This is a genomic window from Streptococcus sp. 20925_1_22, assembly GCF_041431685.1.
Lineage (GTDB): Bacteria > Bacillota > Bacilli > Lactobacillales > Streptococcaceae > Streptococcus.
Window position 1 is genome coordinate 27,478 of sequence record NZ_JAPVYE010000004.1, and the last position, 15,970, is coordinate 43,447.

Genomic DNA, 15,970 nt, shown 5'->3' on the forward strand with positions numbered 1-15,970 from the left:
CTGAGAGCTTTGCGGTACACTAGATGAGTGTGCCTTTTTTGTTGAAGAGCAGGGCAGTCGATAGAAATGAGATGAAAATCAATGGTGAATCTAAAAGCAATTGCTCCAGATGGCCGAACGGGCCTCTGTGGCATTATCAATGCGACGCCGGATTCCTTTTCAGATGGTGGGCGCTACAATACGGTTGAGACGGCATTGGCTCAGGCTAGAAAGCTGATTGCTGAGGGAGCTCACATGCTGGATATTGGTGGTGAGTCTACTCGGCCTCGGCCGGGCAGTCATTTTGTGGCTATTCAAGAAGAGATAGAACGGGTGGTGCCAGTCATTGAAGCTATTCGTCGGGAAAGTGATGTTGTGATTTCTGTGGACACTTGGAAGTCGGAAGTGGCTGCAGCTGCTTTGGCTGCGGGTGCAGATATCATCAACGATATTACTGGTCTTTTGGGTGATGAAAAGATGGCAGAGACAGCAGCGGAATATGGCGCGCCAGTTATTGTCATGTTTAATCCAGTGATGGCTCGGCCTCAACATGCCAGCTCAAAAATTTTCCCAGAATTTGGCTTTGGATCAGCCTTCACAAAGGAAGAGTTATCTTTTTTTGCAGAGCTGCCGATTGCAGAACTGATGTGGAAGTGTTTTGAGAAATCTTTGGAGTTGGCGGAACATGCCGGTCTTTCGCGTGATAATATCATGCTGGATCCAGGGATTGGTTTCGGTTTGACCAAGCGGGAGAATCTTCTCATTTTGCAGGAGCTGGATAGTCTCCATCAGGCTGGTTTCCCTATTTTTCTTGGGGTTTCTCGTAAGCGGTTTCTCGTTAGTATCTTAGAAGAAAGCGGCTTTGAGGTCAATCCTGAGACTCAGGAAGGCTTCGAAAACCGTGATACAGCTTCAGCCCATCTGACTAGCCTTGCGGCCAGTAGAGGCGTTGAAGTTGTCAGAGTGCACGAAGTGGCTAAGCACCGGATGGCTGCTGCCGTTGGCGATGCTATTCGTCTAGCACAGCAGACAGAAGATCTCAATCTAGGTCAGTATAAGTAATATGAAAAAACAAGAATTACCTGATTTAAGTTGGCTGGAAGCCTATCGAACAGCCAGTCCCAATTTTGGCTTGGAGCGGATGGAGCGTTTGCTGGAGCTGCGGGGAAATCCACATTTGCGGCTGCCAGTCATTCATATTGCAGGGACTAATGGCAAGGGCTCAACCATTGCCCATCTGCGCCAACTCTTGGAGGTGCGAGGCTTGCGGGTTGGCACTTTCACCTCTCCCTACCTAGTCAGCTACAATGAGCAGATTGCCATTAATGGCAATGCGATCTCCGACCAAGACCTTCAGAGATTACTTTCTATTTACCAAGAGCTTTTGGCCCAGCATGCGACAGACTCTAGCTTGCAAGGGGTGACTGAGTTTGAGATTATAACTGCTCTGGCTTATGATTATTTTGTCCAGCAGCAGGTGGATGTGGCTATTATCGAGGTCGGCATGGGTGGGCTTTTGGACAGTACTAATGTCTGTCAGCCTTTGCTGACCGCTATCACGACAGTCGGTCTGGATCATGTGGCCTTGCTGGGTGACAGTCTAGAGGCTATTGCCCAGCAAAAAGCAGGCATTATCAAACCTGGAGTTCCCCTTGTGACCGGTAGGTTGGAGCCGGAGGCTCTGGCAGTAGTCGAGCAGAAGGCTGCTGAAAAAGATGCTCCGCTCTTTTCTTGGTCTCAAGACTATCAAGTAGAACATCAAGTGTCAGAGAAGGGGGAGCGCTTTTCCTTTTCAAATGCCTATCGGGCCAAAGACTCGTATCAAACAGCTCTGATGGGACTGCATCAGGTAGACAATGCTGGACTAGCTCTGCACTTGTGTGACCTATACTGTCAGCTGCAGTCGCTGCCTTTATTGACAAAAGCAGAGGTTGAATCGGCCTTGCTTGCTGCTGTATGGCCAGGGCGTTTGGAAAGGATATCGGATCAGCCGCTCATCCTTCTGGATGGAGCCCATAATCCCCATGCCCTTCGGTCGCTAGCAGCGACATTGGACCAGCATTATCCGACGTATAGAAAGCACATTTTATTTGCTTGTATCCAAACCAAGGCCTTGGATGATATGGTGGAGCTGTTGCAAAAGATTCCCAAAGCTGCTATAAGCTTGACAGCCTTTGCTGATCCGCGGAGTTTTTCTAAAGAGAGCATGCAAGCCTTGGCTGAGCAGCAAGGTATGTCTTACAAAGAATGGCCGGATTATTTGGCAGATTATTTTGCTGTAGAGCATGAGTCAGATGAGCTTTTGCTGATCACGGGCTCTCTGTATTTTCTAGCTCAGGTCAGAAAAGCAATCCTTGAGAATAGCAAGTTAGACTTGGCTGAGCGTCCTTCTCAGTCAAGTCAATTATCAAAAAATAAAAATGAACATAGGAGCATATATGGACACGAAGAAAATTGAAGCAGCTGTAGCCCAGATTATTGAGGCGGTTGGAGAAGACGGAAGCCGCGAAGGCTTGCAGGAGACGCCACAGCGTATTGCTAAAATGTACCAGGAAATTTTTGCTGGGCTGGGCGAGACTGCTGAAGAGCATCTGGCTAAGTCTTTTGAAATCATTGACAATAATATGGTAGTGGAGAAGGATATTTTCTTTCATTCCATGTGTGAGCACCACTTCCTACCATTTTACGGGAAGGTTCACATCGCCTATGTGCCTAATGGTCGGGTAGCAGGCCTGTCCAAGCTGGCCCGAACGGTAGAGGTCTATGCCAAGAAACCGCAGATTCAAGAGCGATTGACCGTAGAGATTGCTGAAGCCTTGATGGACTATCTGGGTGCTCAGGGGGCCTTGGTCTGGGTGGAAGCTGAGCATATGTGTATGAATATGCGCGGAGTCAGAAAGCCTGGCACTGCAACGGTTACTACAGCAGCGCGTGGCATTTTAGCGACGGACAAGGACCTAAAAAATGAAGCTTACAAACTGATGGGACATTGATCTTATCAGTAGTGGAGCGTGTCGGGAAAGGCTAGATAGTTTTATCAAGAATGAAATGCAGAAACTTGAATCAGAAAGGATAAGAGAATGGATCAGCTACGCATAAAGGATTTAGAAGTGTATGCCTATCACGGTCTGTTTGGAGCAGAGAAGGAGTTAGGCCAGCGTTTTGTGCTGGATCTGATTTTGGACTATGATATGACTCAGGCTGCCAAAACAGGCGACCTGACAGCTTCTATCCACTATGGAGAATTGGCTCAGGATTTGACCCGCTGGTGTCAGGAAAGCAAGGAGGACTTGATTGAGACGCTGGCTTATAAGCTGATTGATCGGATTTTTCTGACTCATCCTTTGGTGCAGAAGGTCAGCTTGGAGGTCAAGAAGCCTTGGGCACCGGTGCCACTGCCTTTAGAGACCTGCTCAGTCAAGCTAGTGCATCGAAAGCGGAAGGCCTTTATCGCTCTGGGCAGCAACCAAGGCAGCCCAGCTGCCAATTTGGATGCGGCTTTGGAAAAAATGGCAGAACAAAATATAAGAGTTTTGCAGGCATCAAGTCGTATCGAGACGGAGCCTTGGGGTGGGGTTGAGCAGGATTCGTTTCTCAATCAAGTTGTTGAAATTGAGACTTGGCTCAATCCTGAGGAATTAATGCAGACGCTCTTGGCTATCGAAGCGGATCTAGGGCGCGTGCGGGAGATCAAATGGGGACCTCGTGTGATTGATCTGGATATTCTTTACATAGGACAGGAAGAGCTATACAGTCCGGACTTGATTGTTCCTCATCCTTATGTAGCTGAGAGGGCTTTTGTCTTGCAATCTCTGGTGGAAATCGCTCCACACTTTGTCGATCCCGTGCAGAAAAAAAGCATCCGCCAGCTCTGGGATGCGGTTGAAAAATAAACTAAGAACTCGTTGTAAGACTTTTTAATGTAAAGGAATTATTTCAAGTTAATTATAATCATATTATTAGTGATGAAAATAAGAAAGAAATTAGTTTTCAGGTTGTATATGACGGATTGCTGAGTTTATCTAAGATAGAAAGTTTCTTTTATGAAGATTGGCAAACGACGGATTCTAAGTACTTTTCAAATTTAGTAGGATCTAATACAACGTTTTGATATAAGGGGGTGAGACGATGAGATATAGATATTGGATTGGGATGATTGTAACAATTTCTTTTATAGTTCTTGGAGTCGTTTATTTTCATCAGAGCTCTTCAGAAAAAGAATCTGAACCCAAAATTATTAAATCAGTAAATGAATTGGATATAAATAAAATTAAAGTGCTAGGGGATGAAAAGAAATACATTCTTTCTGGTGCTGATACAGTTTTAGTTGGAGGACGGTATCTTTTTGGCAGAAGCTACAAGGAAAGAGGAGTGAAAGATTCTAAGAGCACAAATACAGAATTTATTAGTTTTTCGTACTATGATTTAGATACTCAGAAAGGCTCTACGGTCAATGTGTTAGAAAAAGTTCGAAAAAAGAATAAAAAAAATGATGTTATACGTATTGGGCTTCCTACATTTGGAGGACCAGCCTATAAAGATACTATTTATATTGAGGTGCTAGAAGCTGGAAAACCTATCTCCGAAGTGGAAAAACTTTACTATAATCTAGGAAAGGAAGAATATTATAGTCCGACTGATTCAGATAAAATTCCTAGCACAAAAGAATTAGATGTTATTTCACTTTCCATGACAAATTTAAGTGATCGTATTTCTGACATAGGTTATTACTATGCAACTGATTATAGAAGTATTACTAACTCTAGTAATGTAAAACCTGATTCTAACATCAACCTATTCAGTATATTCCCTAATATAGAGAAGGGGATAATTAAGGGAGATGAAAAGTTATCCATGCGCTATGATCGAATGGGGAATGCCGAGATCTTCGATACACTCCTTCATTGGTTTGCGCCTAAGGGAGAGGAAACTTTGTATGGAGTTAAAATCAAAGCTGACTATTCTGTAGATGGTCAAGAACATGAGATTCACTCTTATAAAGAGTTTAAACAATACTATAATGGAAAGGGTGGTGAGCTAAGTGAGTAAGTCAAGAAAAGAAATTCATATTGAGCAAACTGGAATTATAGAAAAGAAACTTGTCGCAAGGCAAGTTTTTTTATTGTCTGAACTTTCTCTGAACTTTCTCTTGTATACTAAAGAAAAATCAAAAGGAGTTCAGTATGGAACATACAGTGAAAATAGAAGGAGTCTGCAAAAAGCATGGCAGCAAGCAGATTTTAGAAGATATTTCTTTTACTGCTAGAAGCGGTCGGATTACAGCCTTTCTGGGCCCAAATGGTGCAGGGAAAAGCTCGACCTTGAGGATTCTCTTGGGGTTAGATCGGGCGACAGCAGGGACGGCGACTTTTGATGGGCAAACCTATCAGTCAATGACCTATCCGCTCAGAACGGTAGGTGCAGCCTTTGACGGCATTGGCGGTCTGCCAAATCGAAAGGTTTATGACCACCTGAGAATTATTGCGGCGAGTAATGCCATTTCCAAGTCTCGGATCGATGAGGTTTTGGAGATGACTGGAATCGCTCATAAGAGGAAAGACCTCTTGTCAAGCCTGTCTCTGGGGGAAGGTCAACGGTTAGGTTTGGCCGCAGCTTTGCTGGGTGATCCTCAGTTTCTTATATTAGATGAGCCGACTAATGGACTAGATCCAAGTGGGATTAAGTGGTTTAGAAAGTTCATCCGTCGGCAGGCTGATTTAGGGAAAACAGTACTTCTATCTTCCCATATCCTGTCAGAGGTGCAAATGGTGACAGATGATGTAGTCTTAATTCATCATGGGCGAATTATTGAGCAGGGACGATTGGAAGAGGTGCTGCAAGATGCAGACAGTCTAGAAGATCTCTTCTTTGATTTGACAGAGGAGGTTTAAGATGAAAGAAACGATGTCCTTATTGCATTCAGAATGGTTGAAAATTCGCTCAACCAAGGCTTTCAAAGTGAGTATGGCCTTCATGCTGCTATTGGTGCCTGCCGTATCCTGGATGGAGGGTCGACAGTATTTATCTGTCGGCTTGGATGCCACGCCTGAGACGGTTCCCGGCCTGGCAGAAGCCATTGACCCGCTGGAATATCTAGGTCTCAATGGTGCCTCTATGGCAGGCATGGTTTTGGTCATCTTAGCTGGAATTTTGGGAGCTATGGAATTTCAGTCTCATAGCTTGAGAACTAGTCTCTTGACCTGTAATAACCGCCTGAAGTTGCTTGTGGGGAAACTCATGACCTTTGCTTGGTTTTCTCTTGCCAGTAGCTTTTTATCAATCTACTGTAGCTATATGGTCATGCATCTTGCTTTAGGAAAGGAAGGGCTTGATCCAATTCTGCTCAATCAGGCAGCTTGGAGTTTGATTTTGTGGAAAACCTTATCTCTAACCTTATTAGGAATCCTTTCATTTTTGTTAGGTTTATTGGCTCGGACCATGCTAGTTCCTCTGCTTTTTCTCGTACCCCAAATCTATAATTTAGGAAACTACCTAGCTGCTCACACGAGTTGGGGAGCTTATCTGCCACAGCCAGCAGGAGAGTTGTTTGCTGCAACGCCAACTTCCCAATATGCCAACAATCCCTTGCAAGGGCTGTTGATACTTGGTGCATGGTTACTAGTCATCGGCGGTATGACCTCTCTGCGCTTTTTGAAGACGGATTTAGGAGGGCGATACTGATGATAAAAGCTCTACTTAGAAGCGAATGGATTAAGTTCCGTTCTTACTATCTCGCTCTTGGTGCAGCCTTGGTGGCTCTGGGAGCTGTTCCATTTTTTCTAATGAATCTTGACTACAGTCAGACAGCAGTTGGCCAGACGAAGGCTCTGAGCGAGGTTTTGCATGCCCTCTATCTGGCGCAGCCTGTCATCGTCATCTTTACTTCCCTCTATTTTGCCCAGGAGTTTGTCAAATCAGGAATGCGAACGAATTTTCTAACCGTATCAAATAGAAAGGCTTGGTTGGCTGGGAAATTCCTTTTTCTGGCCTTGCTGCTCTTGGTCCTCTACAGTGTCATGATAGGCAGCTGTTTCCTTGTTATGCTGGCTCGTTTTGACCTAGACTTTAGCTGGTCCTTACTGGGGAAATTCCTTTATTACAGCTTTTTTGGTCTTCTCAGCAATCTTTTTCTGGCTTTTTTAACTGCCGGCCTCGCTTTGCTATTTCAATCTTGGGTTGTGCCGGTGTCGGTGCTCTTTCCTCTCTTGATTGGTCTCAGCCGTTTATTGGCAACGTTCATCAAAGAAGCAAAATACTTGCCCGATCTGGCTACGCTAAATCTTTTTGAGTATGAAGGGCTTCAGCATTCAATAGATCTATTAGGTCTGGGAGTACAGATGATATGGTTAGCTTTGGTTTGGAGCTCTACTATATTCTTAACCTTGAAACGAGATGTTCGCTAGAGGTATGCTATAATGGAAATCATGAGACAGTATCGTATTTTGGTGGTTGATGACGACCGGAGCATTTTGAAGCTGGTGAAAAATGTCCTAGAGCTCGATGCTTATGATGTGACGACGCTTGATCGAATAGAAGAGCTAGAGCTGACGCATTTTGTCGGATATGACTTGATTCTGCTGGATGTGATGATGGAGCCTGTTAATGGTTTTGAGCTGTGTTCCTACATTCGTCCTCATCTTTCGTGTCCAATCATCTTTCTGACGGCTAAGGAATTGGAGGCAGACAAAGTGGAAGGGCTCTTTCGCGGAGCAGATGACTATGTTGTTAAGCCTTTTGGGACCAAAGAATTGCTGGCGCGTGTCAGAGCTCATCTTCGGCGGGAGGAAAGACGGGAGGAGCGCTATTCTGAGATTGCTTCTTGTCAATTTTATCCAGAGCGCTATGAAGTTGCCTGTTTTGGTAAAGTCTTGAAATTTTCAGAGCGTGAGTTTAAGTTGCTGCATTTACTAGCTAGCAATCCCAAACAGACCTTTTCAGCTGAACGCCTGCATACCTTGCTTTACCCAGAAAGCTCAGAAACACAGCTTCGCTCCATCTCAGAATACGTATATCAGATTCGTCAAAAATGCAAACAAGAAGGGCTGCAAGCAATCGCAACAGTGAGAGGAGTAGGCTATAGATGGCAATTAGAACCCGAAATTTCAAAAGCCTAGTCTGGACAACCAGTTTAAAAATCGTCTTTTTTCATGTTTTGATTTTTGTGCTTATAGGCTATGAATTTACGCAAGGAAGTAATCACGTTCTTTTCACCTTGTTCTTTTGGGCAGGGAGCTTGCTGCTGATTACTTTTTATCATATTTTGAAATTGCTCCGAAAAATCGACAGGGAAATAAAAATGCTAACGAGCGAGAAGCTTTTAGAAGAAAATCAAAGTCAGCTTTTTCGGATTGAGGAAATGCTAGAAGTCTATAGCGATTTACGGAGCAGCCACCAAGATAATGCTCGTCTTCTAGAAAGAGAGCAGCAGCATAATCAGGAGTTGATTTTACAGCTATCAGCGACATCGCACGATTTGAAGACGCCCCTAACTGTGATTAAGGGGAATGCTGAGCTCTTGGAATTGGCGCAGTTAGGCCAGCCACAGGCAGACTATGCTGCTGAGATTTTGCAGGCCAGTCACAAGATGGAAGAGTATTGTGGCTCTTTGATTGATTACGCTAAGACTTTTCAGATTGATTCTAATCAGTTCGGTCAGCTTTCCTTGGAGGACTTTTTGGCTTATCTCCAGGACGATTGGGCACTGTTCAGCAAACAGGAAAGCTATCGTTTTTATCTCCAAGAAGATTGTGATCTTAGTCTGATTTTGTCAATTCATTTGGACTATCTCAAGCGAGCTTTGCTCAATATTTTACTGAATGCGCTTGAACATGCTAATCAGGACCAAAAGGAAGTGAAGCTGATGGTATCAGTGCAGCAGGACCAGTTGGTTTTTGCTATCTGGAACAACGGCCCTTCATTTTCAGAGGAGATGCTGCTGGGAGCGGAACAGCTCTTTTACCAGAGTGACCAAAGCCGCAATTCAGCTAATCCCCATCATGGTATCGGCTTGGCCTTTTCTAAGCAGGTAGCTCTCTTGCACGGTGGTCGTCTGACTCTGCTCAATCCAGACCAAGGAGGAGCCTGTGTCGAGTTGACTGTGGCTTTAAAAAGCAAATAACAAAGGAAATCAATAAAGATGATGAAAGGACTGAAATATTTAAAGTTTCAGTTCTTTTTTGCCGCTTTCTTCTTGACAAAAGATGTAAAGGAGACTATACTATATTTGAAAAGTAAAGTTTGTTTTACATTGTGGAAAGGAGGCAGCCTTGGAAAATCGAATTCAAGAATTACGAAAAAGAAAAAAGCTCAGCCAGGAGGAGCTGGCTGAGAAGCTAGAGGTCACGAGACAAACGATTATTTCTTTAGAAAAAGGCCGCTACAATGCCTCGCTGCTTTTGGCTCATAAAATTGCATCCTTTTTCAATTTAAGGATTGAAGAAGTGTTTCTCTTTGAGGAGGATAAATCATGAAATGGACTTATTTGTGTAAATGGATATTGGCTATTTTGGTGGTGGTTGGCTTATCTTATCTCCATTTTCAAGCCAATTTTATCCCTAAGGAAATCCTGCCTTTTGTGGGAGTTATATTGATTGTGGTGATTTTGAAAATTTTTCAAGCGTATGAAAAATAGGAGGCTGACATGGAAACATTAACTAAACAAGAATTTCGGAAAAAACTTCAAAGGAAAGTTATCGTGGGGCGTATCTTAACCTTTATCATCTTGGTAGGACTGGCCTGGAGCCACTTTCATTCTCTGGATGATCAGCAGGAAGGAGTCATGGTCGGCATCCTGCTGGGGCTTTCTTTGCTGACCATTCGGTATAATCTGGCCCTAAGACGGGAGGAAAATTTTGAGAAGCTCTACATTCAAGTGACTGACGAGCGCAATCGCATGATTGACGAAAAGACTCGTACTTTGCTTTTTAATATACTTTTGCTGCTGGCAGCATGCTTGAGTGTCCTGTCCATGATTTTCCCAATCATCTTAAATCTCAATCAGTTTCTGACCTTGACCATTATCCTGGTTTTGGGACTTTACTATCTCTTGCGCTTTCTCCTGTCTAAGCGTTATTAACAAAAAAAGCTGGCGACGCCAGCTTTCTAAACAAGCTTTTAACAGAGCTTGTTTTTATTTTCTATAGAGTCTATCATACTGGTAAACAGGGTCCATGGTTACATGGATGCCCAACTTACGCAGGACGTTTTTGTCTTCATCAGTCAGAGTGACGGTGGAGTGGGCCTCGCTGCCCTTGAGATTGCCGAGTTGCTGCATGGCATGCGCAGCATCTTGATTTTCCATGGCTGTGATTGCTAGAGCCATCAAGATTTCGTTTGAGTGGAGTCGAGGATTACGGCTGCCCAGATGATTGATTTTCAGGCCTTGGATTGGCTTGACATACTCAGGCTCAATCAGCTTAGTCTCTTTGGCAATATTGGCTAGTTTCTTAATGGCATTAATCAATACAGCGGCCGTAGGACCAAAGAGCTCAGAGGTCTTACCGGTTACGATTTCACCGTTTGGCAATTCCAATGCCAGAGCTGGCTCACCAGTGCTTTCAGCCTTATCGCGTGCTACAACTGTTACCTTGCGGTCCAGCGGTGTGATGCCCAAGTCGTTCATCAAGAGTTCGATCTTTTTGACAGCAGATTCAGAAACGCGCTCTGCCTTAAAGTCCAGAATAGTTTGGTAGTAGCGACGGATGATTTCCTGTTGAGATGCCTCGATAGCTGCATCATTATCTACAATGGCAAAGCCAACCATATTAACTCCCATGTCCGTTGGAGAAGCATAAGGTGATTTTCCAAGGATGCGCTCCAGCATACGCTTTAGGACTGGGAAAATTTCAATATCACGATTGTAGTTGACGGTGGTTTTTCCGTAGGTTTGCAGGTGGAAAGGATCAATCATGTTGACATCGTCCAGGTCTGCCGTCGCTGCCTCATAAGCTAAATTGACTGGATGGTGCAGGGGCAGATTCCAAACTGGGAAGGTTTCAAACTTGGCGTAGCCTGATTTGATGCCATTGATTTGGTCGTGGTACATGTTGGATAGGCAAGTAGCCAATTTACCAGAACCAGGACCAGGTGCAGTTACTACGACTAGATTACGGCTAGTTTTTATGTAGTCGTTTTTCCCCATACCTTCAGGTGAGATGATATGGTCCATGTCGGTCGGATAGCCCTTGATCGGGTAGTGGATGTAGGAAGCGATGCCATTCTTTTCCAGCTGGCTGCGGAAGAGGTCAGCTGCTGGCTGGCCGGAATACTGGGTGATGACCACTGAGCCTACATAAATATCCAGCTCGTTAAAGGTATCGATTAGTCGCAGCACTTCCTGATCATAGGAAATGCCCAAATCACCACGCGCCTTAGAGTGCTCAATGTTGTTGGCATTGATAGCAATGACAATCTCTACTTGGTCCTTGAGCTCTTTGAGCAGTCTGATTTTATTGTCTGGCTCATAGCCTGGCAGGACGCGGGCAGCATGGAAGTCTTCCAGCATTTTACCGCCGAATTCCATGTAAAGTTTGCCCTCAAATTGATTAATGCGCTCCAAGATATGGTCGCGCTGCAGGTTTAAGTATTTCTCAGAATCAAAAGCAATTTTTTTCATGTATATTTTCACCTCTGCTAAGCATTATAACAAAATTTTCTTCAAATTGGAAAGTTGAAAGGGGAAGTGTTAGACAAAAGAGATAGCAGCCCGAATGAAGAACGGGCTGCCTTTTGAGATTAATAGCTGGTAATCGTGTCCACCGTTGAGCGATCCAGCTTTTTGACCAGCGCTTGCAAGAAAGCTTGGGCTTGCAGAAAATCGTCCATGGCATAGAGAGTTTGGTGGGAGTGGATGTAGCGGGCGCAGACACCAATGGTAGTAGATGGTACGCCGCCGCTTTGGAGATGGGCAGCACCAGCATCCGTTCCGCCCTTGCCGCAGTAGTATTGATACTTGATGCCAGCTTCCTCAGCAGTTGTCAAGAGGAAGTCTTTCATAGCTGGCAGCATGAGATGACCAGGGTCAAAGAAGCGAATCAGCGTTCCGTCACCGATGGCCCCTTGACCGCCATAAATATCACCCGCTGGTGAGCAATCTACAGCCAGGAAGACCTCAGGGGCAAATTTTGTCGTAGAAGCATGGGCACCACGAAGGCCAACCTCTTCTTGAACATTGGCACCGACATAGAGTTGGCTGTCTAGTGGTTGACCAGACAAGGCTTGAGCCAATTCGCTGACCATAAGGACGCCGTAGCGATTGTCCCAGGCTTTGGAGATGATATTTTTCCCGTTAGCTGTGAGAATAGCAGAGCTGTCTGGCACAATCGTGTCTCCTGGACGGATGCCGTAGCTTTCAGCTTCTGCCTTATCCGCAAAGCCACCATCAAAGACAATATCTGCAATCTGTGGCATAACTGGTCCGCCAGATCCGCGCGTCAGATGAGGAGGGACTGATCCTGAGATAAGAGGAATTTCCCGACCTTCACGGGTAAAGAGTTTGAAGCGTTGGCTGCTAACGACCAGCGGGTTCCAGCCACCGATTTCAACTACACGGAAGGTTCCGTCCGGCTTGATCTCGCTGACCATAAAGCCAACCTCGTCCATGTGGGCCGCTACCAATACACAGGGAGCATTTTCAGCTTCTGCATGGCGTACCCCAAAGATACCGCCCAGGCCGTCGGTGACAACCTCATCGACATGGGGAGTGAGTTTTTCCCGCAGGTAACTGCGAACAGGTGCCTCGTGACCCGAAATAGCAGAAAGCTCTGTTACTTCCTTGATTTTTGAAAATAATGTTGTCATAAACTTACCTTCTTTCTGTCCCCTATTTTATCACTTTTTATGGTAAATGAGTAGGAAAATCTTATAGCTTGCCTGAATCAAGAGGACTGCCCGCCCAAGAATCCAGCTTCTCCCAGGAAAATCTGGAATATTGTTTGTCGCCTCTGCTCTTTTGTGTTAAAATATTCTACATGAAAGCTAAAAAAATCATTTTAACCACAACCGCCCTTTTGGGGGCTGGAGCTCTGGCTTTTGGGGCAGCCAAAGTCGTACAGGAGCAAAAAAGATTGCGTAATCGGGAGGAAATCGTCGAGCTTGTGCGAGATTTCTTTTCCAGTCAGGGTACTATTTCCTGCCTTTATGTCAAGCTCTACGAGTCCACAGATGACCGCTTGGTTGGTGGTCTGGTCCTAGAGGACGACCGTCATTTTGCTTTTGTCTATGAAAATGGTCAGCTAAGCTACGAGGAAGAAGCATGATTATCCCTACAAATTTAGAGGGATTGGCTTCTTATGTCAATGATGGGGAGAAGACTGTCTTCTTTTTCACGGCTGACTGGTGCGGAGATTGCCGATTTATCAGACCTTTTCTGCCAGAGATAGAAGCTGAAAATCTTGACTATCGCTTTATCCAAGTGGACCGTGATGCCTATCTGGATCTGGCCGAAGAGTGGGACATTTACGGGATTCCTAGCTTAGTAGTGCTGGAAAAGGGACAGGAGATTGGCCGTCTGGTCAATCGTGAACGCAAGACCAAGGGTCAAATCAATGAATTTTTAGCGAGTATAAGAGAAAAAGGGAGCGTAAAATGATTTTTACCTATAATAAAGAATATGTCGGCGATGTGCTGATGATTATTGCTGCGGACAATCAAGGAGCTAAACTGGCAGCTGAACGCAAAGGACGGGTAGCGCGTGTTTACCGTGAAGATAATGGCCAGACAGTAGCTTGGAATATTTTTGAGCAGTCAGACCTTTTTGAAATTGCAGAGCGCGGACAGGTCTTTTTGACAGATGAGCAAGTGGCTATTCTCAATCAGGAGCTGAGCAAGGAAGGCTTCCCAGCGAACTTGGTCAATGACAGCCAGCCAAAATTTGTGGTTGGTCAAATCGTTGATATGGTAGCTCATCCAGATAGTGACCACCTGAATATCTGCCAAGTACAGGTAGCTGCTGATAAGACTGTTCAAATCGTGGCCGGTGCTCCTAATGCCAAAGTCGGCCTCAAAACGATTGTGGCGCTGCCAGGTGCCATGATGCCCAAAGGGAATTTGATTTTCTCAGGAGAACTTCGAGGAGAAAAGAGTTTTGGTATGATGTGCAGCCCACGGGAACTTCAGCTGCCTAATGCGCCTCAAAAACGTGGCATCATTGAATTATCCGATAGCGAACTAGTTGGCACCGCCTTTGATCCAGCTAAACATTGGCAGGGATAAAAATGAAGATTTAAAATAACAAAAAAGCTCAGAAATGGGCGAGGTATCCTAATAACATCCGAAATATAAAATAGAGCGAATTGATTTGTGTAGTCGTTTCGCTCTATTTTTTGTGGCAATAAATTTAGCGTTAAAAATCTATCTCATGCTAATGGTAGAGAAAATAAATGATTAACAGATGAAAAACCAATCTAACACAATGATGAATATAATGAATCTGCTTCTTACTCATTTTTCTGTCATAGAAAAAACTTACTGAGATTAAAATTAAAAGTATAGATATTAAAGCTTTCAGTAAAAAATTGAAGAAAAATAAATTCAGAAGAGTTAGGAAAAATAAAAATAAACTGACGATTAATGAGATTTTGGAGCTGCCAATCTTCTTTTTATAAGCAAAATAGGTTGAAAATAATAAAAGAATGGAATAAACAAAAGCTATATAGTTCATTAGATATCCTCCGTAATCTAAAGTGATATGTCTTAACAATCACCACACTGTCTCAAAAGAAGACGCTGTCGCTATTACTTTGCGAGTCGGTTGTTGACTGAGGAGTGGCTGTGGGACTCTGACTTGGACTGCTGTATTTGTATTGGTAGATGAGGCTATTTAGGCCTTGGTCTTCCAATACTTTGAGGCGTTTTCTCTTGAAAACAATACCGATGAGTTGGCTGTCGGGATAGGCATAAATCTTGTGGCGGGGATGGTTAAAGGCAGCAAAGTCATGGAAACTGTCCTCCATCCAAAGACCAATCTCGGATTCTTCACTGTCTCGGCTGTAGCGAGCATGACTAATCTGCTGCATAGGAATGCAGTAGGTGGCTGCTGATAAGAGTCCGCTATAGTGGTAGGTCACATAGTCGTGGTCAAAGGATAGGATAGTCGCATGAATGGTTAGTCTGCGAATAGCAAAGATAAGGAGCAGTAAGAAGAAAGCAGCAACCAGCAGACTAAGGACAAAGAAACTAGTGTCTTTGTAGGGGTTGGAGCTAGTCAGGTAGTCTACGGCAGCTAAGGCAGAAAAACCTCCGAACCACAGAGAAATCAGGATAAAAAGAATATTTTTCACAGGGGAATGTTTAATGGTCATCGGAGCCTCCGTTGTACAAGTCTAGTAGGAAAGGGACAGAAGCTGCAACTTTCCTTTTTGTCTATACTATACCACATTTTTTTCACTTTTTGCCTCCTATTACGAATGATAAGTTAGGAGGATATAAAATGTATAATAAAGTAATTGTAATCGGCCGGCTGACGGCTACGCCTGAACTGCACAAGACTGCGAATGAAAAATCTGTGGCTCGTGCAACGGTCGCAGTTAATCGTCGTTATAAATCTCAGAGCGGTGAGCGTGAGGCGGATTTTGTAAATGTGGTTGTCTGGGGGCGTCTAGCTGAGACTTTAGCTAGCTATGCAAGTAAGGGCAGCTTGATTTCTCTGGATGGTGAGTTGCGGACTCGTCGCTACGAGAAGGAGGGGGCGACTCATTATGTGACAGAGGTGCTCTGTCATAGCTTCCAGCTGCTGGAAAGTCGGGCTCAGCGCGCTCTGCGTGAAAATAACAGCGGAGCTGATTTGGCAGATTTGGTGTTGGAAGAAGAGGAACTTCCCTTTTAAGCAGGAAGCAAAGACTGGGAAATGACCTTGCGCCCAAAAATCATCATTCAGTTTTGCAGGATGCAAGCTCTGTGTGATTGAAAGTCTCTTTCTATTAAGCTTTTTGAGGTTTAGTTATAATCATCGAGGTGGGACCAAGAATCAAAAATCATGGATTTTTTAGATTCT

At 44.4% G+C, this 15,970-nt stretch carries 20 protein-coding genes; 17 read left to right on the forward strand and 3 right to left on the reverse strand.

The genetic code is table 11. The features are described from left to right. The first annotated feature begins 81 nt into the window (after positions 1 to 81). From folP to O3621_RS06215, 13 genes are all read left to right on the forward strand, one after another. Entirely contained in the window at positions 82 to 1,041 is a 960-nt protein-coding gene (folP, locus tag O3621_RS06155) for a dihydropteroate synthase (RefSeq protein WP_314447849.1), read from the forward strand. 1 nt (position 1,042) lies between these two features. After that, positions 1,043 to 2,437: a folylpolyglutamate synthase/dihydrofolate synthase family protein gene (locus tag O3621_RS06160; RefSeq protein WP_124765820.1), complete on the forward strand. Its 1,395-nt coding sequence runs from the start codon at positions 1,043 to 1,045 to the stop codon at positions 2,435 to 2,437. Continuing rightward, the gene (gene folE, locus O3621_RS06165) at positions 2,418 to 2,972 is read left to right on the forward strand and encodes a GTP cyclohydrolase I FolE (protein WP_002903492.1); all 555 of its coding nucleotides are present in this window, start codon (positions 2,418 to 2,420) and stop codon (positions 2,970 to 2,972) included. Before O3621_RS06160 ends, folE begins: the two co-directional genes overlap by 20 nt. Before the next feature lie 87 nt (positions 2,973 to 3,059). Then, positions 3,060 to 3,872 (forward strand): 2-amino-4-hydroxy-6-hydroxymethyldihydropteridine diphosphokinase, encoded by an 813-nt coding sequence (gene folK / locus O3621_RS06170; RefSeq protein WP_371513954.1) that lies wholly within the window; start codon positions 3,060 to 3,062, stop codon positions 3,870 to 3,872. Between the two features lie 235 nt (positions 3,873 to 4,107). After that, on the forward strand, positions 4,108 to 5,028 hold the full coding sequence (locus O3621_RS06175; RefSeq protein WP_004189052.1) for a hypothetical protein: 921 nt from the start codon (positions 4,108 to 4,110) through the stop codon (positions 5,026 to 5,028). Between the two features lie 134 nt (positions 5,029 to 5,162). Then, positions 5,163 to 5,870: an ABC transporter ATP-binding protein gene (locus O3621_RS06180; protein ID WP_004189048.1), complete on the forward strand. Its 708-nt coding sequence runs from the start codon at positions 5,163 to 5,165 to the stop codon at positions 5,868 to 5,870. A 1-nt stretch (position 5,871) separates the two neighbouring features. After that, positions 5,872 to 6,660: a lantibiotic ABC transporter permease gene (locus tag O3621_RS06185; protein ID WP_371513955.1), complete on the forward strand. Its 789-nt coding sequence runs from the start codon at positions 5,872 to 5,874 to the stop codon at positions 6,658 to 6,660. Next, entirely contained in the window at positions 6,660 to 7,382 is a 723-nt protein-coding gene (locus tag O3621_RS06190) for a lantibiotic ABC transporter permease (protein ID WP_371513956.1), read from the forward strand. Before O3621_RS06185 ends, O3621_RS06190 begins: the two co-directional genes overlap by 1 nt. Before the next feature lie 12 nt (positions 7,383 to 7,394). Continuing rightward, entirely contained in the window at positions 7,395 to 8,093 is a 699-nt protein-coding gene (locus tag O3621_RS06195) for a response regulator transcription factor (RefSeq protein ID WP_297663189.1), read from the forward strand. Then, a complete protein-coding gene (locus tag O3621_RS06200) occupies positions 8,060 to 9,097 on the forward strand; it encodes a sensor histidine kinase (RefSeq protein ID WP_371513957.1) in 1,038 nt (345 codons plus the stop codon). The genes O3621_RS06195 and O3621_RS06200 overlap by 34 nt, the downstream gene beginning before the upstream one ends. A 148-nt stretch (positions 9,098 to 9,245) precedes the next feature. Next, positions 9,246 to 9,449, forward strand: coding sequence for a helix-turn-helix transcriptional regulator (locus O3621_RS06205; protein WP_002907433.1), 204 nt, complete (start codon positions 9,246 to 9,248; stop codon positions 9,447 to 9,449). Further along, complete coding sequence (locus tag O3621_RS06210; RefSeq protein WP_314580531.1) at positions 9,446 to 9,610, forward strand: hypothetical protein; 165 nt, start codon at positions 9,446 to 9,448, stop codon at positions 9,608 to 9,610. Before O3621_RS06205 ends, O3621_RS06210 begins: the two co-directional genes overlap by 4 nt. A 9-nt stretch (positions 9,611 to 9,619) precedes the next feature. Continuing rightward, on the forward strand, positions 9,620 to 10,054 hold the full coding sequence (locus O3621_RS06215; RefSeq protein WP_101771841.1) for a hypothetical protein: 435 nt from the start codon (positions 9,620 to 9,622) through the stop codon (positions 10,052 to 10,054). A gap of 54 nt (positions 10,055 to 10,108) precedes the next feature. Here O3621_RS06215 and O3621_RS06220 read toward each other — a convergent pair whose 3' ends face one another. Continuing rightward, positions 10,109 to 11,593, reverse strand: coding sequence for a DUF1846 domain-containing protein (locus O3621_RS06220; RefSeq protein WP_314580535.1), 1,485 nt, complete (start codon positions 11,591 to 11,593; stop codon positions 10,109 to 10,111). A 119-nt stretch (positions 11,594 to 11,712) separates the two neighbouring features. After that, positions 11,713 to 12,777 carry a glutamyl aminopeptidase gene (gene pepA / locus O3621_RS06225; RefSeq protein ID WP_371513958.1) on the reverse strand — a complete coding sequence of 355 codons (1,065 nt, stop codon included), beginning with the start codon at positions 12,775 to 12,777 and terminating at the stop codon, positions 11,713 to 11,715. A gap of 170 nt (positions 12,778 to 12,947) precedes the next feature. On the opposite strand from pepA, the gene O3621_RS06230 reads away from it, so the two are divergent. Genes O3621_RS06230 through ytpR form a run of 3 tightly spaced genes read left to right on the forward strand, consistent with a single transcriptional unit; the run spans position 12,948 to position 14,190 of the window. After that, entirely contained in the window at positions 12,948 to 13,235 is a 288-nt protein-coding gene (locus O3621_RS06230; RefSeq protein ID WP_002903480.1) for a DUF4651 domain-containing protein, read from the forward strand. Then, positions 13,232 to 13,567: a thioredoxin family protein gene (locus tag O3621_RS06235; RefSeq protein WP_371513959.1), complete on the forward strand. Its 336-nt coding sequence runs from the start codon at positions 13,232 to 13,234 to the stop codon at positions 13,565 to 13,567. Before O3621_RS06230 ends, O3621_RS06235 begins: the two co-directional genes overlap by 4 nt. Next, the gene (ytpR, locus tag O3621_RS06240) at positions 13,564 to 14,190 is read left to right on the forward strand and encodes a YtpR family tRNA-binding protein (RefSeq protein ID WP_371513960.1); all 627 of its coding nucleotides are present in this window, start codon (positions 13,564 to 13,566) and stop codon (positions 14,188 to 14,190) included. Before O3621_RS06235 ends, ytpR begins: the two co-directional genes overlap by 4 nt. Before the next feature lie 500 nt (positions 14,191 to 14,690). On the opposite strand, the gene O3621_RS06245 is transcribed toward ytpR, so the two are convergent. Then, on the reverse strand, positions 14,691 to 15,278 hold the full coding sequence (locus tag O3621_RS06245; protein ID WP_314447873.1) for a hypothetical protein: 588 nt from the start codon (positions 15,276 to 15,278) through the stop codon (positions 14,691 to 14,693). Positions 15,279 to 15,406: 128 nt separating this feature from the next. Here O3621_RS06245 and O3621_RS06250 point away from each other — a divergent pair, with 128 nt between their 5' ends. Beyond that, complete coding sequence (locus O3621_RS06250) at positions 15,407 to 15,802, forward strand: single-stranded DNA-binding protein (RefSeq protein WP_002896737.1); 396 nt, start codon at positions 15,407 to 15,409, stop codon at positions 15,800 to 15,802. Positions 15,803 to 15,970 lie beyond the last annotated feature (168 nt).

What these genes read in the sequence shown, in the direction of transcription:
- O3621_RS06160 (WP_124765820.1), top strand. Translation starts at nt 1,043, where the DNA reads ATGAAAAAACAAGAATTACCTGATTTAAGTTGGCTGGAAGCCTATCGA.
- O3621_RS06190 (WP_371513956.1), top strand. Translation starts at nt 6,660, where the DNA reads ATGATAAAAGCTCTACTTAGAAGCGAATGGATTAAGTTCCGTTCTTAC.
- O3621_RS06220 (WP_314580535.1), bottom strand. Translation starts at nt 11,593, where the DNA reads ATGAAAAAAATTGCTTTTGATTCTGAGAAATACTTAAACCTGCAGCGC.
- O3621_RS06230 (WP_002903480.1), top strand. Translation starts at nt 12,948, where the DNA reads ATGAAAGCTAAAAAAATCATTTTAACCACAACCGCCCTTTTGGGGGCT.
- O3621_RS06175 (WP_004189052.1), top strand. Translation starts at nt 4,108, where the DNA reads ATGAGATATAGATATTGGATTGGGATGATTGTAACAATTTCTTTTATA.
- O3621_RS06200 (WP_371513957.1), top strand. Translation starts at nt 8,060, where the DNA reads ATGGCAATTAGAACCCGAAATTTCAAAAGCCTAGTCTGGACAACCAGT.
- O3621_RS06210 (WP_314580531.1), top strand. Translation starts at nt 9,446, where the DNA reads ATGAAATGGACTTATTTGTGTAAATGGATATTGGCTATTTTGGTGGTG.
- O3621_RS06195 (WP_297663189.1), top strand. Translation starts at nt 7,395, where the DNA reads ATGGAAATCATGAGACAGTATCGTATTTTGGTGGTTGATGACGACCGG.
- O3621_RS06215 (WP_101771841.1), top strand. Translation starts at nt 9,620, where the DNA reads ATGGAAACATTAACTAAACAAGAATTTCGGAAAAAACTTCAAAGGAAA.
- folP (WP_314447849.1), top strand. Translation starts at nt 82, where the DNA reads ATGGTGAATCTAAAAGCAATTGCTCCAGATGGCCGAACGGGCCTCTGT.
- folK (WP_371513954.1), top strand. Translation starts at nt 3,060, where the DNA reads ATGGATCAGCTACGCATAAAGGATTTAGAAGTGTATGCCTATCACGGT.
- ytpR (WP_371513960.1), top strand. Translation starts at nt 13,564, where the DNA reads ATGATTTTTACCTATAATAAAGAATATGTCGGCGATGTGCTGATGATT.
- O3621_RS06245 (WP_314447873.1), bottom strand. Translation starts at nt 15,278, where the DNA reads ATGACCATTAAACATTCCCCTGTGAAAAATATTCTTTTTATCCTGATT.
- O3621_RS06235 (WP_371513959.1), top strand. Translation starts at nt 13,232, where the DNA reads ATGATTATCCCTACAAATTTAGAGGGATTGGCTTCTTATGTCAATGAT.
- pepA (WP_371513958.1), bottom strand. Translation starts at nt 12,777, where the DNA reads ATGACAACATTATTTTCAAAAATCAAGGAAGTAACAGAGCTTTCTGCT.
- O3621_RS06250 (WP_002896737.1), top strand. Translation starts at nt 15,407, where the DNA reads ATGTATAATAAAGTAATTGTAATCGGCCGGCTGACGGCTACGCCTGAA.
- O3621_RS06180 (WP_004189048.1), top strand. Translation starts at nt 5,163, where the DNA reads ATGGAACATACAGTGAAAATAGAAGGAGTCTGCAAAAAGCATGGCAGC.
- folE (WP_002903492.1), top strand. Translation starts at nt 2,418, where the DNA reads ATGGACACGAAGAAAATTGAAGCAGCTGTAGCCCAGATTATTGAGGCG.
- O3621_RS06185 (WP_371513955.1), top strand. Translation starts at nt 5,872, where the DNA reads ATGAAAGAAACGATGTCCTTATTGCATTCAGAATGGTTGAAAATTCGC.